Below are 20,705 nucleotides of genomic sequence, written 5' to 3'. Positions count from 1 at the left end.
TCGTCCCGGCCCGGCGGCACCGAAAGTCGTCGGTGCCGCGACTTTGGTCGGCGTTCCCCCGCAGGGGGAGGTGGCGCGGCCCATCTCTGCATAGATTTGTCGACTGTGACAGGCAGCAGCAGAACGGCGCACGCGGCGTCGGCGTTCCAGGGACGCCGGTGGCTGTTCCCGTCCGCCCTGGTCCACGCGGTCGACCCGGACACCGGCCGGCCCGACCGACGGCCCCGGCGCACCGCCCGGGACTGGCTGGTCGACTTCTCCCTGTTCCTGCTCGCCGCCGGGATCGGCGTCGCGGGCGCCGACACCGTCGCCGGCGACCCCGGCACCCCGGAGGTCCTGGCCGCCGCCGACCAGCTCCTGGGCGCCCTGGCCTGCGCCGCGCTGTGGCTGCGCCGCCGCTGGCCGGTCGGGCTCGCCGTCGCGCTGACCGCCGTCGGCTTCGTCTCGGTCACCGCGGGCGGGGCGGGTCTCGTCGCGCTGTTCACCGTCGCCGTGCACCGGCCCTTCCGCTATGTGGCGTGGATCGGAGCGGCCGGCCTCGCCTTCGTACCGGTTCTCTACTGGCTGCGCCCGGATCCCGATCTGCCGTACGCGGCGTCCGTCGTCCTCAGCGCGCTGTTCACGGTCTGCGCCGCGGGCTGCGGCATGCTCGTGCGGTCCAAGCGGCAGCTCGTGCTGAGCCTGCGCGACCGCGCGCGACGTGCCGAGACGGAGGCCCGGTTGCGTGCCGAGCAGGCGCAGCAGCTGGCCCGGGAGGCCATCGCCCGGGAGATGCACGACGTGCTCGCCCACCGGCTGACGCTGCTCAGCGTGCACGCCGGCGCGCTGGAGTTCCGGCCCGACGCGCCCCGTGAGGAGGTCGCGCGGGCGGCCGGTGTCATCCGGGAGAGCGCACACGAGGCGCTCCAGGACCTGCGCGAGATCATCGGTGTGCTGCGGGCCGGCGAGCCCGACGAGGCGGGCCGGCCGCAGCCGACGCTCGCCGCGCTGGACGCGCTGGTCGCCGAGTCCCGCGAGGCCGGTACGAAGGTCACCCTCGCGCTGCGGGTCACCGACCCGGCCGCCGTCCCCGCCTCCGTCGGCCGCACCGCCTACCGGATCGTCCAGGAGGGTCTGACCAACGCCCGTAAGCACGCACCCGGGACCGAGGTCGCCGTGACCGTGGCCGGAGCGGCGGGCGAGGGCCTGACCGTCGGCGTGCGCAACCGTGCCCCCGAGGGCGAGGTCCCGCACGTCCCCGGCTCCGGGCAGGGACTGATCGGCCTGACCGAGCGCGCCACCCTGGCCGGGGGCCGGCTGGAACACGGGCACCGGGACGACGGCGGGTTCGAGGTACGGGCCTGGCTGCCCTGGGGGTGACGCGGACGGCGGCGCGTCGCCGTCCGCACGCGCGCCCCGCGCACGACGGACGGCGGGTGCCCGGCCCGCCACGCCGCGGTATTCCCGAGAGACCCGCGCGAGGGATCCGGTACGGTCCCATGTCCAGTCGCAGCCGGGGCAGTTGACGTGTGCGACGCGCCGGGACGACGTATGTGCGGCCATGGCGCGCCCGCACCGGAAGGGAAAACAGCACAGTGAGTCTCGGGGGACCCGATCCGTACCAGCCGCCGCGGCCACCGGACGGCCGCCCGTACCCGCCACCGCCACCGCCACCGAACGGCGGCCCCCAACCGCCGCCTCCGAATCCGTACGCGCCGCCTCCGAATCCGTACGCGCCGCCTCCGAATCCGTACGCGCCGCCTCCGAATCCGTACGCGCCGCCCCCGAACGCGGGCCCGTACGGGCCTTTGTACGTCCCGCCCCAGCCGGGCCGGCCGCCGTACGACCCCTACGCGCCGCCGCCGGGCTTCCCGCCGCGGCCGTCGCCGTACGGCCCGCCCCGCAACGGCTCCCCGTGGGGGCTGCTGAGCGGTCTGCGCGGTGCGGAGTGGCCGCCGCTGCGGGACCTGCTGCGGGCCGGACGGACCCGGGTCCACGGCTGTGTCTGGGCGCTGCTGCTGTTCCCCTGCACCTGGTTCGCGATCCTGCCGCTGCTGGTGTGCTACGTGTTCGCCCGCTCGGCCCGTACGCGCGCGCACCGGCTCTTCCCGGTGCGCGGCCACCGGTACCACGACGACCCCGAGGTGTGGCGGGTGCAGAAGGCGCGGGCCTGGACCGCGACCGTCATGTCCCTGCTGCTGCTCGTCGTGTACGGCCAGCCCGAGGACTTCAGCGAGGCCCAGGCGCAGTACATGATGCGGCTGGCCGTCACGCCACCGCTGCTGCTGCTCAGCGCCCCCGCGGTGATCGTCCTGCTGTTCCGCTGGGCGTCGGCGCCCGCACGCGCCGAGATGCGTCCGCGGCTGCGCGCGGCGGGCCGGTCGGCCCTGTGGTACATCGGCGCCGTGACGGCGATCCCGCTCTGCCTGGTGGGCATCACGCTGGCCGAGCGGCAGTCGTACCAGGCGTCTGGCGTGCCCTGGTACGGCACGCCGTGGATCACCTTGGCGGCGACCCTGCCGATGGTCTGGCTCCTGTTCTTCCTCGGCTTCGCCACCGGCCCCGCGATCCGCAGCGGATTCAACGCCGCCGACGTCCACCCCGCCCTGCCCGCCCTCCTCACCGGCACCCTGGTGTGGGAGTTCGCCGCCATCAGCGCGATCGCGGGCGGCGCGTCTCCCGGTCCGCCGGTGATCCAGGTCCTCGCCCTGCTCGGCGGCCCGGCGTCGGTCACCGCGGTGGCCTGGTGGGAGATCCACCGGCTGCGCACCCGCCACGGAGTGGTGCTGAGGCGCTGAGACCCGTGCCGCGGCGCGGTACAACCGTGATTACGTTGGGCCCATGACTGCGATCAGACTGCTCCTCGTCGACGACGACCCGCTGGTGCGTGCCGGGCTGTCCTTCATGATGGGCGGCGCGGACGACATCGACATCGTCGGCGAGGCCTCCGACGGCAGCGAGGTCGAGGCGCTCGTCGACCGCACCCGCCCGGACGTCGTCCTGATGGACATCCGGATGCCGACGATGGACGGTCTCACCGCCACCGAGCGGCTGCGCGGACGCGAGGACGCCCCGCAGGTCGTGGTCCTGACCACGTTTCACGCCGACGAGCAGGTGCTGCGGGCGCTGCGCGCGGGCGCGGCCGGTTTCGTCCTCAAGGACACCCCGCCCGCCGAGATCCTGGCGGCGGTGCGCCGGGTCGCCACCGGTGATCCGGTCCTGTCGCCGAGCATCACCCGCCGGCTGATGGAGCAGGCGGCGGGCACCGCGGCGGACCGGCGCGGCGCGCGGGCGCGGGAGCGGCTCGCCGCCCTCAACGACCGCGAGCGCGAGGTCGCCGTCGCGGTCGGCCGGGGCCTGGCCAACGCCGAGATCGCCGCGGAACTCTTCATGAGCGTCGCCACGGTCAAGACCCATGTGTCACGTGTGCTGGCCAAACTCGGCCTGAACAACCGGGTGCAGATCGCGCTGCTGGCGTACGACGCGGGACTCGTCGACAGCGGCGCCCGGGACGAGGACGACGGGAACGACGTGAACGACGTGAACGACGTGAACAACGACCGGTCCGGCTGACCGGCTCGACCGTGTTCCAGGGGTGCGCCGGTCAGAGCCACCCCGTTGAGGCCGCCGAGTGCCGCCGCCGTACCGGGACTTGACGCACCGTCCGGGCTCCGGCCGCGGCGCCGGACCGTTGTGCAGGTGAGGAAAAGGGGAGCAGCGGTGACGGAAACCGTCGATCTGGGGGAGTACGGCGCGCAGTTCCTGGCGGACCCGCACACGGTGTACGCGCGGCTGCGCGCCCGCGGTCCGGTGCACCGGGTGCGGCTGCCGCCGCCCGACTCCCACCGGGAGACCTGGCTCGTCGTCGGGTACCAGGAGGCGCGTGCCGCGCTCGCCGATCCGCGGCTGGCCAAGGACGGCGCCAGGATCGGGGTGACGTTCCTCGACGAGGAGCTGATCGGGAAGTACCTCCTCATCACCGACCCGCCCCAGCACACCCGGCTGCGTTCCCTCGTCTCCCGCGGGTTCACCGCCCGCCGGGTCGAGGCGCTGCTGCCCAGGATCCAGCAGATCACCGACGGGCTGCTCGACGCGATGCTGCCGCTCGGGCGCGCCGACCTCGTGGAATCCCTGTCCTTCCCGCTGCCGATCACCGTCATCTGCGAACTGCTGGGCGTGCCCGAGCTGGACCGGGCCGAGTTCCGCGCCCTGTCCACCGAGGTCGTCGCCCCCACCGACGGCGACCGGGAGTACGAGGCCGTCGTGCGCCTCGGCGAGTACCTGACCGAGCTCGTCGAGGACAAGCGCTGCTCCGGCCCCGGTGACGACCTGCTCAGCGATCTGATCCGCACCACCGCCGAGGACGGTGACCGGCTCTCGCCGGGGGAACTGCGCGGGATGGCGTTCCTCCTGCTCGTCGCCGGCCACGAGACGACGGTCAACCTCCTCACCAACGGTGTGCACGCGCTGCTCACCCACCCCGCCCAACTCGCCGCCCTGCGCGCCGACATGACCCTCCTGGACGGCGCCGTCGAGGAGATGCTGCGGTACGAGGGACCGGTGGAGACGGCGACGTTCCGGTACGCGGCGGAGGCCATGGACATCGCGGGGACCCGGATCGAGAAGGGCGCGACGGTGATGATCGGCCTCGCCGCCGCCGACCGGGACCCGGCCCGCTTCCCCGCTCCCGACCGCTTCGACATCCGCCGCGACCCCCGCGGCCATGTGGCCTTCGGCCACGGCATTCATTACTGCCTGGGCGCTCCGCTGGCCCGGCTCGAAGTCCGTACGGCCCTGGCCGCCCTTCTGCGGCGGGCCCCCGGCCTGGCCCTGGACGGCCCGCCCGGCGCCTGGCTGCCGGGCCTGCTGATCCGTGGGATGCGCAGCCTGCCGGTGCGCTGGTAGGAGCCCGGTGACCGGTGACCGCCCGGTCAGATCGCCGACGGCGCGCCGCCGCCGGGGATCTCCGCGAGCCGGACGGCTCTGCGCAGCCGGCGCGACAGCTCGCAGGCCTCCGCGATCCTGAGCGCCTGCAACGCCTCCCGCCCGTCGCAGGGGTTGGCCCGCTCTCCGCGGACCACCTCGACGAACGCGCACAGCTCCAGCTCGTAGGCGGGACCGAACCGCTCCAGGAACGTGGTCCAGGGCTTGCTGGCGGCGGGCGGCCCGGTCGGCTCGGTGGAGGCGATCGGCGTCCGGTCGTCGAGGCCGACGACGACCTGGTCCCGCTCTCCGGCGAGCTCCATGCGCACGTCGTAGCCGGCGCCGTTCAGCCGTGTCGCGGTGGCGGTGGCGAGGGTGCCGTCGTCCAGGGTGAGGAGCGCGGCCGCCGTGTCGACGTCGCCCGCCTCGCGGAACATCGCGGGACCGGCGTCGGACCCGGCGGCGTACACGTCCACGGCCTCCCGCCCGGTCACCCAGCGCAGGATGTCGAAGTCGTGGATCAGCGTGTCCCGGTAGATCCCGCCGGACAGCGGCAGGTACGCGGCCGGGGGCGGCGCCTGGTCGGAGGTCAGCGCCCGCACGGTGTGCAGCCGTCCGAGGCGTCCGGAGGCGACCGCCTCGCGCGCGCCGGTGTAGCCCGCGTCGAACCGGCGCTGGAAGCCCATCTGGAGCACCGTCCCGGCCGTCTCGACCTCGGCGATGGCTTCCAGCGAACCGGGCAGGTCGAGCGCGATCGGCTTCTCGCAGAACACCGGGAGCCCCGAGCGCGCGGCCCGGCCGATCAGCTCGGCGTGGGCGGATGTCGCCGTCGTGATCACTACGGCGTCCACACCCCACCGGAAGACCTCCTCCACGCCGGGCGCGGCGGTCTCCCCGAGTCGTAAGGCCAGCTCCTGGGCCCGGGCGGGATCGGTGTCCGTGAGGATCAACGAGCCCACGTCCCGATGGCGGCTGAGCGTGTTCGCGTGGATGGTGCCGATGCGGCCCGTCCCGATGACCCCGATGCGCATGGAATCAAAGTGGGCCCCACCCGACGCAGTGTCAATGGCTATGTCCGGACAATCGGACTACACGACTTCCCGTCAACCCGTCACGGAGTTACGCTCAGGCCCGTGCCGAAACCAGATGTGGACCCGACCGTGCAGCTCGAACTGAGCGTGGACCGGAGTTCCCCGGTGCCTCTGTACTTCCAGTTGTCCCAGCAACTGGAGGCGGCGATCGAGCACGGGGCGCTGACCCCCGGCAGCCTGCTGGGCAACGAGATCGAGCTGGCCGCCCGGCTCGGGCTGTCCCGGCCGACGGTCCGCCAGGCCATCCAGTCCCTGGTCGAGAAGGGCCTGCTGGTCCGCCGCCGCGGGGTGGGCACCCAGGTCGTGCACAGCCAGGTCAAGCGTCCGCTGGAGCTGAGCAGCCTCTACGACGACCTGGAGGCGGCCGGGCAGCGTCCGGCGACCAAGGTTCTCGTCAACACCGTCGTCCCGGCGTCCGCCGAGGTGGCCGCCGCGCTGGCCGTCGCCGAGGGCGGCGAGGTGTACCGGGTGGAGCGGCTGCGGCTGGCGCACGGAGAGCCGATGGCGTACCTGTGCAACTTCCTGCCGCCGGGTCTGCTGGAGCTGGACACCGCGCAACTGGAGGCCACCGGCCTGTACCGGCTGATGCGCGCGGCGGGGATCACGCTGCACAGCGCCCGGCAGTCCATCGGCGCCCGAGCCGCCACCGCCGCGGAGGCCGAGCGGCTCGCCGAGCGCGAGGGCGCCCCGCTGCTGACCATGCAGCGCACGACCTTCGACGACACCGGGCGCGCCGTCGAGTACGGCACCCACACCTACCGCCCGACCCGCTACTCCTTCGAGTTCCAGCTGCTCGTACGGCCCTGAGGGACGCGTCCGGCCCTCACGGAGGGGCCGGGAGGCGGCGGCCGGAAGGGCGCCCGTTCGTCGCAATGTCCGGACAATGCGACCGAGTGGCGCTCCCCGGCACCGGCCGCATCATCCCCGTGTTCGATACTGGGGCGTTTGGGGCCGACAGGACGGCCCCTTGCGTACGGAAAGAACACGGCAAGAAGGGCACCGCCTCGTGGCACGGTATCGGACCTGGGTAGGCATCGCGGTGGCGGGGGCGCTGTGCGCGTCCCTCGCCGGGTGCAGCAGCACCGGAGGCAAGCGCGCCGAGGACGCTCGCAAGGCCGCGGCCGCGCAGGGCAGGGCGGCGGTCGACACGCCCCGCTGGACCTTCGCGATGATCACCCACTCGGGTGATGGCGACACCTTCTGGGACATCGTCCAGAGCGGCGCCGAGCAGGCGGCCGTCAAGGACAACATCAACTTCCTGTACTCCCACGACGACGAGGCCCAGCAGCAGGCGCAGCTCGTGGACGCGGCCGTCGACAAGGGCGTGGACGGCATCATCGTCACCCTGGCCAAACCCGATGCCATGAAGGCCGCGGTCGCCCGCGCCGTCAAGGCGGGCATTCCGGTGATCACCGTGAACTCGGGCTCCGCGGAGTCGAAGGAGTTCGGCGCGCTCACCCACATCGGGCAGGACGAGACCATCGCCGGCCGCGCGGTCGGCGAGGAGCTGAACGAGCGCGGGAAGAAGCGGGCGGTCTGCGTCCTGCACGAGCAGGGCAACGTCGGGCACGAACAGCGCTGCGCCGGTCTGAAGGAGACCTTCGAGGGCACCGTGCAGAACCTGTACGTCACCGGCACCAACATGCCCGACGTGCAGTCCGCCCTGGAGGCCAAGCTCCAGTCGGACACCGCGGTCGACGCCGTCGTGACCCTCGGCGCGCCGTACGCGGACACCGCCGTCAAGGCGAAGGAGAGCGCCGGCAGCGCTGCCGAGATCGACACCTTCGACCTGAACGCCAAGGTCGCCGCGGGCCTGACGGCCGGCACGCTCGGCTTCGCCGTCGACCAGCAGCCCTACCTCCAGGGCTACCAGGCGGTCGACCTGCTGTGGCTGTACCGCTACAACGCCGATGTCCTCGGCGGCGGCGGTCCCGTGCTGACCGGCCCGCAGATCATCACCAAGGACCAGGCGCCCGCGCTCGCGGAGTACACCGAGCGGGGCACCCGATGACCGCGATCACTGACGAAAGGATTCTGCACACCTCCTCGCTGCGGAAGCTGCTCAGCCGGCCGGAACTGGGCTCGGTCGTCGGCGCGCTCGCCGTCTTCCTCTTCTTCGCGGTCGCCGCCGACAGCTTCCTCAAGGCGCCGAGCCTGAGCACCGTCCTGTACGCGGCCTCCACGATCGGAATCATGGCCGTCCCGGTCGCGCTGCTGATGATCGGCGGCGAGTTCGATCTGTCCGCGGGCGTCCTGGTGACGTCGTCCGCGCTGATCTCGTCCATGTTCAGCTACCAGATGACGGCGAACGTCTGGGTCGGCGTGGGCGTCTCCCTGCTGGTCACCCTCGCCATCGGCGCCTTCAACGGCTTCATGCTCACCCGCACCCGGCTGCCCAGCTTCATCATCACGCTCGGCACCTTCCTGATGCTGACCGGCGTGAACCTCGGCTTCACCAAGCTGATCTCCGGCACCGTCTCCACCAAGACGATCGCCGACATGGAGGGCTTCCCCAGCGCCCACGACGTCTTCGCCTCGACCCTGACCCTCGGCGGCGTCGACTTCAAGGTCACCATCCTGTGGTGGTTCGGCCTGATCGCCCTGGCCAGCTGGATCCTGCTGCGCACCCGCGCCGGCAACTGGATCTTCGCGGTCGGCGGCAACCAGGACGCGGCCCGCGCGGTCGGCGTCCCCGTCGCCCGGACCAAGATCGGCCTCTACATGGGCGTCGCCCTGGGCGCCTGGATCTCCGGCCAGCACCTGCTGTTCTCCTACGACGTCGTCCAGTCCGGCGAGGGCGTGGGCAACGAGCTGATCTACATCATCGCCGCCGTCATCGGCGGCTGCCTGATCACCGGCGGCTACGGCAGCGCCCTCGGCTCGGCGGTCGGCGCACTCATCTTCGGCATGACCAGCAAGGGCATCGTCTTCGCCGAGTGGAACCCCGACTGGTTCAAGTTCTTCCTCGGAGCGATGCTGCTCCTCGCGACCCTGCTCAACGCCTGGGTCCGCAAGCGCGCGGAGGCCACCAAGTGACCGAAACCCCTGAGCGCACAGCGCTCGTCGAGCTGTCCGGCGTGGGCAAGCACTACGGCAGCGTCCGCGCCCTGGAGGACGTCTCGCTGACGGTCGAAGCCGGTGAGATCACCTGCGTCCTCGGGGACAACGGCGCGGGCAAGTCGACCCTCATCAAGATCATCGCCGGTCTGCACCAGCACGACGGCGGCACCCTGCGCATCGAGGGCGAGGAGACCCGCCTGACCTCACCGCGCGAGGCCCTGGACCGCGGCATCGCCACCGTCTACCAGGACCTGGCCGTGGTCCCGCTGATGCCGGTCTGGCGCAACTTCTTCCTCGGCTCCGAGCCGCGCACGGGCGTCGGCCCGTTCAAGCGCCTGGACGTCGGCCGGATGCGCCGCACCACGCACGCCGCGCTGCTGCGCATGGGCATCGACCTGCGCGACGTGGACCAGCCCATCGGCACCCTCTCCGGTGGCGAGCGCCAGTGCGTGGCGATCGCCCGGGCCGTCCACTTCGGCGCCAAGGTCCTCGTCCTGGACGAACCGACGGCGGCACTGGGCGTGAAGCAGTCCGGCGTGGTCCTGAAGTACGTGGCGGCGGCCCGGGACCAGGGACTGGGTGTTGTCTTGATCACCCACAACCCGCACCACGCCTATCTGGTGGGGCAGCGCTTCGTCCTGCTCAAGCGCGGGACGATGGTGGGCAACCACAAGCGGGACGAGATCACCCTGGACGAGCTGACCAGGCAGATGGCGGGCGGCAGCGAACTCGACGACCTCCGTCACGAGCTGGGGAACGACACCGTCTGACGCGGGCGGGGACGGCGCGCCCGGGCACCGCTCGGCGCCGCCGGCCACCCGCCGGCGGCACCCCGTAGGTCCTCTGTACCGCACCCACAGTCACGGTGAGGCAGAATCGGGCCTGATGAGCACCTACCGCGACCTCCCCCTCTCCAGGGCGCTGAGCTCCGCCCGGGCGGGCGGCGCCCCCATCGGCTCCCGCCGGGCCCCCGTGCTGCGCACCGTCGGCACCCGGGAGCGCCGTTCCCATCTGACGGCCCCGCGCGTCCCGACCGTCGGCATCGACATCGGCGGCACCAAGGTGATGGCGGGCGTCGTCGACGCCGACGGCAACATCCTGGAGAAGCTCCGCACGGAGACCCCGGACAAGTCCAAGAGCCCGAAGGTCGTCGAGGACACCATCGTCGAACTGGTCCTGGACCTGTCCGACCGGCACGACGTGCACGCGGTCGGGATCGGCGCGGCCGGCTGGGTCGACGCCGACCGCAACCGCGTCCTGTTCGCCCCGCACCTGTCCTGGCGCAACGAGCCGCTGCGGGACCGCCTGGCCGGCCGGCTGTCGGTGCCGGTCCTGGTGGACAACGACGCCAACACCGCCGCCTGGGCCGAGTGGCGCTTCGGCGCCGGCCGCGACGAGGACCACCTGGTCATGATCACGCTCGGTACCGGCATCGGCGGCGCGATCCTGGAGGACGGCCAGGTCAAGCGCGGCAAGTTCGGAGTCGCCGGCGAGTTCGGGCACATGCAGGTGGTACCCGGCGGCCACCGCTGCCCCTGCGGCAACCGCGGCTGCTGGGAGCAGTACAGCTCCGGCAACGCGCTCGTGCGGGAGGCCAGGGAGCTGGCCGCCGCCGACTCACCGGTGGCCTACGGGATCATCGAGCACGTCAAGGGCAACATCGCGGAGATCTCCGGCCCGATGATCACCGAGCTGGCCCGCGACGGCGACGCCATGTGCATCGAGCTGCTCCAGGACATCGGGCAGTGGCTCGGTGTCGGCATCGCCAACCTGGCGGCCGCCCTGGACCCCTCCTGCTTCGTGATCGGCGGTGGCGTCAGCGCCGCCGACGACCTGCTGATCGGGCCCGCCCGGGACGCCTTCCGACGCCATCTGACCGGCCGCGGCTACCGCCCCGAGGCCCGTATCACCCGCGCCCAGCTCGGCCCGGAGGCCGGCATGGTCGGCGCCGCCGACCTCGCGCGGCTGGTCGCCCGCCGCTTCCGCCGTGCCAAGCGCCGCAGGGTGGAGCGCTACGAGCGCTACGAGCGGTACGCGGAGGCCCGTCGCAGCCGGGAGTCGCTGTGACCGGTTCCCTGCCGCAGCAGGGCGGACCTGCGGACGACGAGCACGTCAGGGCCGAGGACCACGGCCACATGGTCCGCCGCCGGGCGTTCACCCTGCTCATCATCGTGCTGCTCATCGGCGTCCCGGCCGGCTATCTGGTGATCTCCGCCAACCAGAGCCGCAACAGCGGCAAGGAGAAGGAGGAGAAGTACTCGGCGCGGGGCCTGACCGAGGGCTGGCCGTCCAAGGTGCAGCGCCGCCTCTACCAGGTGCCGATACCGCATCCGTCCAACCAGGTCGCCTGGTACGAGACGAACAACTGGAAGACCAGCCGTCTCTACGTGCAGTTCCAGACCACCCACGCGGGCCTCGACGCCTTCCTGAAGGAGGTGGGCGTCAGCCGTGCGCAGCTGAAGAAGGGCGCGATCACCATAAGCTCCCGCGACCGGCAGGCCACGGGCTGGAGGTTCTCGGGCCCCGGCGCCCGGCCCGGCGCCTACTGGGGGCTGGTCCACAAGCAGAAGAACCCGAGGCCCACGCAGGCGGTGGTCGTGAACACGGGCAACCCGACGTACCCCATGGTGTACGTCGTCTCCCGCACGGTCCCGTGACCGCGTGACCGCGTGACCGCCTGACCGCCTGCCTCCCCCTGCGCGCGCCTGCCTGCCGGCCGCCGGAGCCGATTGTCAGACCCCGCCCGTAGAGTCGAAGACGTCTGATCCGACGAGCGGGCGGGAGGTGACCATGCGTACAGGTGAACGGGCCGGGGCGGCCGGGCGGACCGGCGTTGCCGCCGTTCCCGCCCGTCTGGCCGCGGTGTTCCTGCCCGCGCCCGTGCCCCGCGCCGGCCGCGTCGCCTTCTGGGATCCGCAGGACGGTCCGGACGGCACCGGCCTCGGCGACCCGGACGGTACCGGGCACACCGACCTGACGGTCGTCCGCCCCCACGGCACGGGGGTGCGCCGCCGGCAGACGCCCGCGCTCACCCTGCCGGTCGGCGAGGCCCTGCCGCTGCTGGTCCGCGCACGACACGACCCCGCGGCGCACCCCGCCACGGCCTGCTGGGGTGCCGCCGCCCTGCACGCCCTGCGCCTGGCCGCACGCGGCCGCCTGCTGCCGGGCCTGACACCCACCGGCCACGACGCCTGGCGGACCGGCCCACTCGACCCGGACGACATCGCCCACCTGCGCGCGATCGCCGCGGCACTGCCGTTCGAGGGCCATGCCGTGCCGCTGCCCGGCCCCGGCCCGCTCCGGCTGCCCGAGCCGGAAGCCCTGATGCGCTCCTTCCTGGACGCGGTCGCCGACACCCTGCCCCGCACCCCCGCCGCCGCCCACGCCTGCGGCCGGCCCTTCGCCGCACGTGAGCCCCAGCGCCTGCCCGCCGCACAGGAGTGGGCCGCCGAGGTCGCCGCAGGCATGGACGCGGGCGTGCGGATCTCGCTCCGCCTGGACCTGTCGGCGTACGACGTCTTCGACGGGAGCGACGGCGAGGACCGGACGCGCCGGGCGGGCGCCGCGATCGTGCAGGTGCACAGCCTCGCCGACCCCACGCTCGTCATCGACGCGGCCGCGCTGTGGGCCGGCGAGGGCGACGCCGACTTCGGACCCCGCGCGCGGGTGGACGCCGCCCTCGCCGTCCGCCGCGCCGCCCGCGTCTGGCCCCCGCTGGACCGGCTTGCCGAGCAGGACGTACCGGATGTGCTCGCTCTGTCCGAGCCCGAGGTCGGTGACCTGCTGGGCGCCGCAGCCGGTCGGCTGGCCGCGGCCGGGGTCGCCGTCCACTGGCCCCGGGACCTGGCCCGCGACCTGACCGCGGCCGCCGTGGTGCGGCCCGCGCCGGGCTCGGCGACCGACGGCACCGGCTTCTTCGAGAGCGAGGAACTCCTCCAGTTCCGTTGGCAGCTGGCGCTCGGCGGGGAGCCGCTGACCGAGGCCGAGATGGACGCCCTCGCCGAGGCCCACCGCCCCGTCGTCCGGCTGAGGGACCAGTGGGTCCTCGTCGACCCGGCCCTCGTCCGCAAGGCCCGCAAACGCGAACTCGGCCTGCTCGACCCGGTCGACGCGCTGTCCGTCGCCCTCACCGGCACCGCGCAGGTCGACGGCGAACAGGTCGAGGCGGTACCGGTCGGCGCACTCGCGGCACTGCGGGAGCGCCTGACGGCCGGCATCCGTCCGGCCGAACCGCCGCCCGGACTGCGCGCCACCCTGCGCGAGTACCAACTGCGGGGCCTGGCCTGGCTCGACCTCATGACCTCCCTCGGCCTCGGCGGCTGCCTCGCCGACGACATGGGGCTCGGCAAGACGGTCACCGTCATCGCCCTGCACCTCCGACGGGCCCGCACGGAGCCGACCCTGGTGGTCTGTCCGGCCTCGCTGCTCGGCAACTGGCAGCGGGAGATCGAGCGGTTCGCCCCCGGCACCCCCGTCCGCCGCCACCACGGCTCCGAGCGCACCCTCGACGGCCTCGACGGCGGCTTCGTCCTCACCACCTACGGCACCATGCGTGCGGCCGCCCCCGCGCTGGCCCAGCAGTCCTGGGGCATGGTCGTCGCGGACGAGGCCCAGCACGTCAAGAACCCGTACTCGGCCACCGCGAAGGCCCTGCGCACCATCCCGACGCCCGCCCGGGTGGCGCTGACCGGCACCCCCGTGGAGAACAACCTCTCCGAGCTGTGGGCGCTGCTCGACTGGACGACGCCCGGACTGCTCGGCCCCCTCAAATCCTTCCGCGCCCGGCACGCCCGCGCGGTGGAGAACGGCGAGGACGACGAAGCCGCGGCCCGCCTCGCCCGGCTCGTCCGCCCCTTCCTGCTGCGCCGCAAGAAGTCCGACCCCGGCATCGTCCCCGAGCTGCCCCCCAAGACGGAGACCGACCACCCGGTCCCGCTCACCCGCGAACAGGCCGCCCTGTACGAGGCGGTGGTGCGGGAGTCCTTGCTGTCCATCGAGAGCGCGGGCGGCATCGCTCGCCGCGGCCTGGTGCTCAAGCTGCTGACCTCGCTGAAGCAGATCTGCAACCACCCGGCGCTGTTCCTGAAGGAGGAGCACCCGCCCGGCGGCGACCGGCTGGTGGCCCGCTCGGGCAAACTCGCCCTGCTGGATGAACTGCTGGACACCATCCTCACCGAGGACGGCTCGGCGCTGGTCTTCACCCAGTACGTCGGCATGGCCCGCCTGATCACCTCCCACCTCGCCGCCCGGGCCGTTCCGGTGGACCTCCTGCACGGCGGCACCCCGGTGCCGGAGCGCGAACGCATGGTGGACCGCTTCCAGAACGGCACCACGCCGGTGCTGGTGCTGTCCCTGAAAGCGGCGGGCACCGGCCTGAACCTCACCCGCGCGGGCCACGTCGTCCACTTCGACCGCTGGTGGAACCCGGCCGTGGAGGAACAGGCCACCGACCGCGCCTACCGCATCGGGCAGACCCAGCCGGTCCAGGTCCACCGCCTCATCACCGAGGGCACGGTGGAGGACCGCATCGCCGAGATGCTGGAGGCCAAGCGGGCCCTGGCCGACGCGATCCTCGGAACCGGCGAGTCCGCCCTCACCGAACTGACGGACCGCGAGCTGTCCGACCTGGTGTCCCTGCGGAGGGCGTCGTGACGTCCGCGCGGAAAGACTCCCCCGACTCCGGAAGCGCCCCGTCCACCGGACGCCCCGACGAAGCGCGCCCGGCCGACGCGGCTCGCCGGGCGTTGCGGGACGCGCAAAAGGCACGGGAGGCACGGGACGCGGGGGACGCGGGGGATGCCAGGGATTCGGGGGAGGCGCGGGACCGGCAGGACCGTGGCCCCGAGGGGGTTCGTGATCAGGGGCGCGACCGCGACGCGTCCCCGGCGGCTCGCGCCGCGGAGCGACCCGCCCCGGCCGAGGGCTCGGCAGGGGCGGCCGCCAGGCCCTCGGAGGCGGCCCGCGACGCACTACGACGTGCGCGATCCGCGAGGCGCGGTGAAGGCGGTGCCGGAGGTGCGGGGGAGGGCACGGCGGGAGGCTCGGGAGGGGGTGCCGAAGCGGGCTCGGTGGGTGGTACGGCGGGTGACGTGGGCGGAGATGGCGCCGATGAGGGTGCGGTTGGCGCTTCCGCCGGGGGACCGGAGCTGCCGGTTCGGACCGAACCCAGCGGCTTCTCGGGCGACGCGTCCGAGGTTGAGGTTTCTGCCTCCTCGGCGGGCGCGTCTTCGGCCTCCGCCTCCTCCGGCGGTGCGTCTGACGCCTCTGGCTCCTTGCCCGGCCCACCGGCGGACTCCGGCTTCTCGGGTGGTGAGTCAGACGCTGCTGCCTCCTCGCCGGGCGCACCCTCGGCCTCCGGCTTCTCCGGCGACGCGTCTGAGGCTGCTGCCTCTGCGAAGGGCGCGTCCACGGCTTCTGCGGGCCCGGGCGGTGCGTCCCCGGACGGGGCTGAGGCGCGTCCCGCCGACGTCGCTCGTGACGCGCTGCGCGCGGCCCTGCGTGAGCGTTCGGCTCGCGCCGAGGAAGGGGCCGGTGCATCGCGTGCCGGGGAGGAGCAGGAGCGCGCGGGCCGAGCACGTCGGGCCCGGGATGCCGTAGGGACACCAGGAGTCGAGCCTCTGCGGCGGCCGGCCCGTCCGGCTTTCGCAGCGTCCGGCTTCCGCGCCGGCGTGCGGAGGGACCGACGGCCGCGTGAGGTCGGCGAGTTGCTCGCGGACGCCTTCCGGCTGCCCGTCACGGCGGATGTGCCCGGGGAGGCACCGCCCGCGCCCGCCGTCTCGTCCTGGTCCGCCGTGGCCGACGGGACAGCGCGCGAGGGGACCGAGCAGGTCGGTGGAGCGCCCGTCATCGGTCCGTTCGGCGAGGCGCCCGGCACTCCGTCGGGAGAATTCCCCGATGACGACGCCCCCCGCTCGTCGAGGGCGGAAGGACCGGCTTCGTTCGGACCCGCCGACCGGGAGCACGCCGACCCAGCCGACACCGACGCAGGCACCGGCACGGAAACGGGCGCCGATGCAGGCATCGGCATCAGCGCCGACAAAGGCACCGGCACCGGCGCCGCAGTTCCCCGTGTCCCCCGCAGCATGGCTTCTCCGCGTCGCGACGGTGAACTGCGTCGTACGTTCCCCGCCTTTCCGCCCCGCTCCTCGGACGACGCGCCGTTCGCCGCGACCTGGTGGGGCAACGCCTGGATCTCCGCCCTGGAGAAGGGCGCACTGGACGTCGAACGGCTGGCGCGCGGGCGCGGATACGCCGACCTCGGTCATGTGGACGCCATCACGGTCACGCCCGGCCTCGTCCTCGCCTACGTGCGCGGCAGCCGTCCCCGCCCGTACCGCGTACAGGTACGGCTGCGCACCCTCGACGACGCCGACTGGGAGCGGTTCCTGGACGCCGCCGCCGACCGGCCCGCCCACATCGCCGCGCTCCTGGACAAGGACGTGCCCGAGTCGCTGGCCGAGGGCGAGGTGCCGCTGCTGCCGGGCCCGGGTGACCTCGACCCCCGTTGCAGCTGCCCGGACCGCGGCCACCCCTGCAAGCACGCGGCCGCCCTCTGCTACCAGACCGCACGCCTGCTCGACGCGGACCCCTTCGTCCTGTTCCTGCTGCGCGGCCGGGGCGAGCGCTCGTTGCTGGACGCCCTCGCCCGCCGCAGTGCCGCCCGCGCGGCCCGTGCCGCCCAGGAACGGGCCCCGGCCCCGCTCCCCGGCGTCCGGGCCACCGACGTCCTGGCCCGCCGTGAACTTCCGCCGCTGCCCGCCCCGTTGCCCGCCCCACCGCACCCCGAGCAGCCCCCGGCGTACCCGGCGGTGCCGGGCGGCCCGGACCCGTTCGCCCTGGACCAGTTGGCCACCGACGCCGCCGCCCGCGCCCAAGCCGTGCTGGTCACCGGCCACGACCCGGTGGCGGAGCTGACGCTGTGGCAGGACGCGGTGCGGCTGGCCGCGGCCCGGCCGGGTTCGGGCCTGACCGCCGGCAGCCGCTCGCTGTACTCCTCCTTGGCCTCCGCCGCCGGCCGCACCCCGGGGGAACTGGCGAGGGCGGTCGCGGCGTGGCGGCAGGGCGGACTGGACGGCCTCACCGTCCTGGAGGAGCCCTGGGACCCGCCGGCCGGCCGCTTCGACCGGGCCCGCCCGCTCCTGCTCGCCGCCGACCTCCCGGCGTTCCGCCCGTGGCGCAACCGCCTCACCCATCCGCACGGCCACGTCCAGCTCCGGCTGGGCCGCGACGGCCTCTGGTACGCCTACGAATCCGAACCCGGACGCGACGACTGGTGGCCGCGTGGCACCCCGGACCCGGATCCGGTCGGCGCCCTCACGGGCCTCGGCGCCACCGACGACCTGTGACCGCCCCGTGGCCCACATCCGCCAGTACCGGACGGCCCCGCACCACACCACCACCTGAACGGACCCCGATTCGACGCCCGCCCACCCCTCCACACCGCTCAACGCCCCACCCACCGAACCCCACCCACCGAACCCCACCCACCGATCCCCACCCACCGATCCCCACCCCGACCTCCGACCCCGATGCCCCACAGAAAGCCCCCAGCCGTGATCGCCTCACCCCCCACGCCGACCACTTCGCCGCCACCCCCGACCGCTCCGCACCCCACCCCGATCGCATCTCCCCCCACCCCGACCGAATTTCGTCGACCCGACCGTGAAGGCGGTGTGAGGGTCGCCCGGAGGTCTTCGGGAGCCGGGTGTGGAGCGCAGGGGGCCCGGGGCCGGGCGTCGGGCTGTGGCGGTTAGCGTGGTGCGGGTGAGTGAGATGACGCCCCCCGCCCTCCAGTACCGCTTCGACGGCCCGGAAGACGCCCCGGTCCTCATCCTCGGCCCGTCCCTCGGGACGACATGGCACATGTGGGACCGGCAGATACCGGAGCTGATCAAGCAGTGGCGGGTCTTCCGGTTCGACCTGCCCGGCCACGGCGGGGCCCCCGCCTACCCGGCGGGCTCCGTCGCCGATCTCACCGCACGGCTGCTGGCCACCCTCGACGGTCTCGGCGTGCAGCGGTTCGGTTACGCGGGCTGCGCCCTCGGGGCCGCGATCGGCGTCGAACTGGCACTGCGCCACCCCGGGCGCATCGCCTCCCTCGCCGTGATCGCCGCCTCGCCCCGTTTCGGCACGGCCGACGAGTTCCGGCAGCGCGGCGTGATCGTCCGGTCGAACGGGCTCGACCCGATCGCGCGCGCCGCGCCCGACCGCTGGTTCACCGCCGGGTTCGCCGCCGCCCAGCCGGCGATCACGGAGTGGGCGGTGCAGATGGTGCGCACGACCGACCCCGGGTGCTACATAGCCGCCTGCGAGGCGCTGGCCACGTTCGACGTACGGCCGGAACTGGGCCGCGTCGGAGTGCCCACACTCGTCCTGGTCGGCTCGGACGACCAGGTCACCGGCCCCGCCGAGGCCCGCACCCTGGTCGCCGGCGTTCCGGACGCCCGTCTCGCCGTCGTGCCCGGCGCCTCGCACCTGGTCCCCGTCGAACAGCCCGCCGCGGTCACGGACCTGCTGGTCACGCACTTCTCCACCGCGTGGCAGCCCGCTTTCGACGCGACCGGCCAGATGGCCATCGCGGCCGCCCCCGTCAAGCCGGTGCTGACCGCCGTGCCCCCGCAGGCCGCGCCCATCGCCGAGATCGCCCCGGCCGTCGTGGAACCGCACGGCGGGGGACGTCCCGACCCGTACGACGCCGGGATCAAGGTGCGTCGCGAGGTGCTCGGCGACGCCCACGTCGACCGGGCGTTCGCGCAGGCCGACGAGTTCTCCGGGGACTTCCAGGAGTTCATCACCCGCTACGCGTGGGGTGAGATCTGGGACCGGCCGGGCCTGGACCGCCGTACCCGCAGCTGTGTCACCCTCACCGCCCTGGTCGCCGGCGGTCACCTGGACGAACTCGCCTTCCACACGCGTGCCGCCCTGCGCAACGGGCTCACCCCGGCCGAGATCAAGGAGGTGCTCATGCAGGCGGCGGTCTACTGCGGCGTACCGGCGGCCAACAGCGCGTTCAAGGTGGCCCAGCAGATCATCCGGGAGGAGACCACGCCGCACGAGTGAGCCCGCGAGTCCCCGGCCGGGCCCCGTCCCCGGCCGGGCCCCGTGCGGGGGACGGGGGCAGGATGGACTCATGAAGCTCACGAAGATGTCGCACGCCTGCGTCCGTCTGGAGAAGGACGGGCGGACGCTCGTCCTCGACCCCGGGGGGTTCAGCGAGGCGGACGCCGCGGCGGGGGCGGACGCGATCCTCATCACGCACGAGCACGCCGACCACTTCGACGAGGCACGGCTGCGGACCGCCATGGAGGCCGGTCCGGGCACCGAGATCTGGACGCTCAAGTCCGTCGCGGACCGGATCGCGGCGGTGTTCCCGGGCCGTGTGCACACCGTCGGCCACGGCGACACGTTCACCGCCGCGGGTTTCGACGTCCAGGTGCACGGCGAGCTGCACGCCGTGATCCACCCGGACATCCCGCGCATCACGAACGTCGGCTTCCTCGTCGACGGCGGCCGGGTCTTCCATCCCGGTGACGCCCTCACGGTCCCCGACCAGCCGGTGGAGACGCTGATGCTGCCGGTCATGGCCCCGTGGAACAAGATCTCCGAGGTGATCGACTACGTCCGCGAGGTCCGGCCCCAGCGCACGTACGACGTCCACGACGCCCTTCTGACCGACCTGGCCCGCCCGATCTACGACAACCAGGTGGGCCGCCTCGGCGGCGCGGAGCACCTCCGGCTCGCGCCCGGCGCCTCGGCGGAGGTCTGAGGCGGCGGGCCGAACGGGCGGGACGCCGCCGCTTCGGGGGGTGCGGGCCGGGCTGCTCCGGCCGCCGCACCCGATTGTCGGACCCACCCGGTACGTTGTGAGACATGCGCATCGCGACCTGGAACGTCAACTCGATCACCGCCCGCCTGCCGAGGCTGCTGGCCTGGCTGGAGAGCAGCGGCACCGACGTGCTCTGCCTCCAGGAGGCCAAGGTCGCCGAGGAGCAGTTCCCGTTCGACCAGCTGCGCGACCTGGGGTACGAGGCGGCGGTGCACGCCACCGGCCGGTGGAACGGTGTGGCGGTGCTCTCCCGGGTGGGCATCGAGGACGTCGTCAAGGGCCTGCCGGGCGACCCGGGCTACGACGGTTCGGTCGAGCCCCGCGCCGTCTCCGCGACCTGCGGCCCGGTCCGCGTCTGGTCGGTGTACGTGCCCAACGGACGTGAGGTGGGCCACCCGCACTACGCGTACAAGCTCCAGTGGTTCGAGGCGCTGAAGGCGGCCGTCGCCGGTGACGCGGGCGGCAGCCGCCCCTTCGCGGTGATGGGCGACTACAACGTGGCGCCGACGGACGACGACGTCTACGACGTGGCCGCCTTCGAGGGCCTGACGCATGTCACTCCCGCCGAGCGCGCCGCGCTGGCGTCGCTGCGCGGAGCGGGCCTGTCCGATGTGGTCCCGCGCCCCCTGAAGTACGACCAGCCGTTCACGTACTGGGACTACCGTCAGCTCGGTTTCCCCAAGAACCGCGGCATGCGGATCGACCTGGTCTACGGCAACGAGCCGTTCGCGAAGGCGGTCAAGGACGCGTACGTGGACCGCGAGGAGCGCAAGGGCAAGGGCGCCTCGGACCACGCGCCGGTCGTCGTCGACCTGGACGTCTAGGCG

The 20,705-nt window shown here is 73.5% G+C and carries 16 protein-coding genes; 15 read left to right on the top strand and 1 reads right to left on the bottom strand.

Annotation, left to right across the window (positions count from 1 at the left end; translation table 11 throughout):
* Positions 1 to 96 precede the first annotated feature (96 nt).
* The 4 genes from DN051_RS09945 to DN051_RS09925 all read left to right on the top strand — a co-directional run bounded on the left by DN051_RS09945 (position 97) and on the right by DN051_RS09925 (position 4,884).
* Positions 97 to 1,359 (top strand): sensor histidine kinase, encoded by a 1,263-nt coding sequence (locus DN051_RS09945; RefSeq protein WP_112438534.1) that lies wholly within the window; start codon positions 97 to 99, stop codon positions 1,357 to 1,359.
* Between the two features lie 428 nt (positions 1,360 to 1,787).
* Entirely contained in the window at positions 1,788 to 2,777 is a 990-nt protein-coding gene (locus tag DN051_RS09935) for a hypothetical protein (RefSeq protein ID WP_246041085.1), read from the top strand.
* A 43-nt stretch (positions 2,778 to 2,820) separates the two neighbouring features.
* Positions 2,821 to 3,552: a response regulator transcription factor gene (locus DN051_RS09930; RefSeq protein WP_112438533.1), complete on the top strand. Its 732-nt coding sequence runs from the start codon at positions 2,821 to 2,823 to the stop codon at positions 3,550 to 3,552.
* Between the two features lie 147 nt (positions 3,553 to 3,699).
* Positions 3,700 to 4,884, top strand: coding sequence for a cytochrome P450 family protein (locus tag DN051_RS09925; RefSeq protein WP_053759291.1), 1,185 nt, complete (start codon positions 3,700 to 3,702; stop codon positions 4,882 to 4,884).
* A gap of 26 nt (positions 4,885 to 4,910) precedes the next feature.
* Here DN051_RS09925 and DN051_RS09920 read toward each other — a convergent pair whose 3' ends face one another.
* Positions 4,911 to 5,933: a Gfo/Idh/MocA family protein gene (locus tag DN051_RS09920; RefSeq protein ID WP_112438532.1), complete on the bottom strand. Its 1,023-nt coding sequence runs from the start codon at positions 5,931 to 5,933 to the stop codon at positions 4,911 to 4,913.
* Between the two features lie 129 nt (positions 5,934 to 6,062).
* On the opposite strand from DN051_RS09920, the gene DN051_RS09915 reads away from it, so the two are divergent.
* The 11 genes from DN051_RS09915 (at position 6,063) to DN051_RS09865 (ending at position 20,702) form a co-directional block, all read left to right on the top strand.
* Positions 6,063 to 6,800, top strand: a complete 738-nt coding sequence (locus DN051_RS09915) for a GntR family transcriptional regulator (RefSeq protein WP_107093935.1) — start codon at positions 6,063 to 6,065, stop codon at positions 6,798 to 6,800.
* 199 nt (positions 6,801 to 6,999) lie between these two features.
* Positions 7,000 to 8,004: a sugar ABC transporter substrate-binding protein gene (locus DN051_RS09910; RefSeq protein ID WP_053759294.1), complete on the top strand. Its 1,005-nt coding sequence runs from the start codon at positions 7,000 to 7,002 to the stop codon at positions 8,002 to 8,004.
* Positions 8,001 to 9,029, top strand: coding sequence for an ABC transporter permease (locus DN051_RS09905; RefSeq protein WP_053759295.1), 1,029 nt, complete (start codon positions 8,001 to 8,003; stop codon positions 9,027 to 9,029). Before DN051_RS09910 ends, DN051_RS09905 begins: the two co-directional genes overlap by 4 nt.
* Positions 9,026 to 9,823: an ATP-binding cassette domain-containing protein gene (locus DN051_RS09900; RefSeq protein ID WP_112438531.1), complete on the top strand. Its 798-nt coding sequence runs from the start codon at positions 9,026 to 9,028 to the stop codon at positions 9,821 to 9,823. Before DN051_RS09905 ends, DN051_RS09900 begins: the two co-directional genes overlap by 4 nt.
* A gap of 115 nt (positions 9,824 to 9,938) precedes the next feature.
* Positions 9,939 to 11,120, top strand: coding sequence for an ROK family glucokinase (locus DN051_RS09895; RefSeq protein ID WP_053759297.1), 1,182 nt, complete (start codon positions 9,939 to 9,941; stop codon positions 11,118 to 11,120).
* The gene (locus DN051_RS09890) at positions 11,117 to 11,710 is read left to right on the top strand and encodes a hypothetical protein (RefSeq protein ID WP_053759298.1); all 594 of its coding nucleotides are present in this window, start codon (positions 11,117 to 11,119) and stop codon (positions 11,708 to 11,710) included. The genes DN051_RS09895 and DN051_RS09890 overlap by 4 nt, the downstream gene beginning before the upstream one ends.
* Positions 11,711 to 11,843: 133 nt before the next feature.
* Entirely contained in the window at positions 11,844 to 14,705 is a 2,862-nt protein-coding gene (locus DN051_RS09885; RefSeq protein ID WP_112438530.1) for a DEAD/DEAH box helicase, read from the top strand.
* Between the two features lie 1,016 nt (positions 14,706 to 15,721).
* The gene (locus tag DN051_RS09880) at positions 15,722 to 17,398 is read left to right on the top strand and encodes an SWIM zinc finger family protein (protein WP_425471745.1); all 1,677 of its coding nucleotides are present in this window, start codon (positions 15,722 to 15,724) and stop codon (positions 17,396 to 17,398) included.
* Positions 17,399 to 17,816: 418 nt separating this feature from the next.
* Entirely contained in the window at positions 17,817 to 19,112 is a 1,296-nt protein-coding gene (pcaDC, locus tag DN051_RS09875; RefSeq protein ID WP_112442186.1) for a bifunctional 3-oxoadipate enol-lactonase/4-carboxymuconolactone decarboxylase PcaDC, read from the top strand.
* A gap of 70 nt (positions 19,113 to 19,182) precedes the next feature.
* Positions 19,183 to 19,818 carry an MBL fold metallo-hydrolase gene (locus DN051_RS09870; protein ID WP_053761128.1) on the top strand — a complete coding sequence of 212 codons (636 nt, stop codon included), beginning with the start codon at positions 19,183 to 19,185 and terminating at the stop codon, positions 19,816 to 19,818.
* 104 nt (positions 19,819 to 19,922) lie between these two features.
* Positions 19,923 to 20,702 (top strand): exodeoxyribonuclease III, encoded by a 780-nt coding sequence (locus tag DN051_RS09865; protein WP_112438529.1) that lies wholly within the window; start codon positions 19,923 to 19,925, stop codon positions 20,700 to 20,702.
* Positions 20,703 to 20,705: the final 3 nt, after the last annotated feature.

Source organism: Streptomyces cadmiisoli (assembly GCF_003261055.1).
GTDB lineage: Bacteria > Actinomycetota > Actinomycetes > Streptomycetales > Streptomycetaceae > Streptomyces > Streptomyces cadmiisoli.
This window is presented reverse-complemented; position numbering and strand designations above follow the sequence as displayed.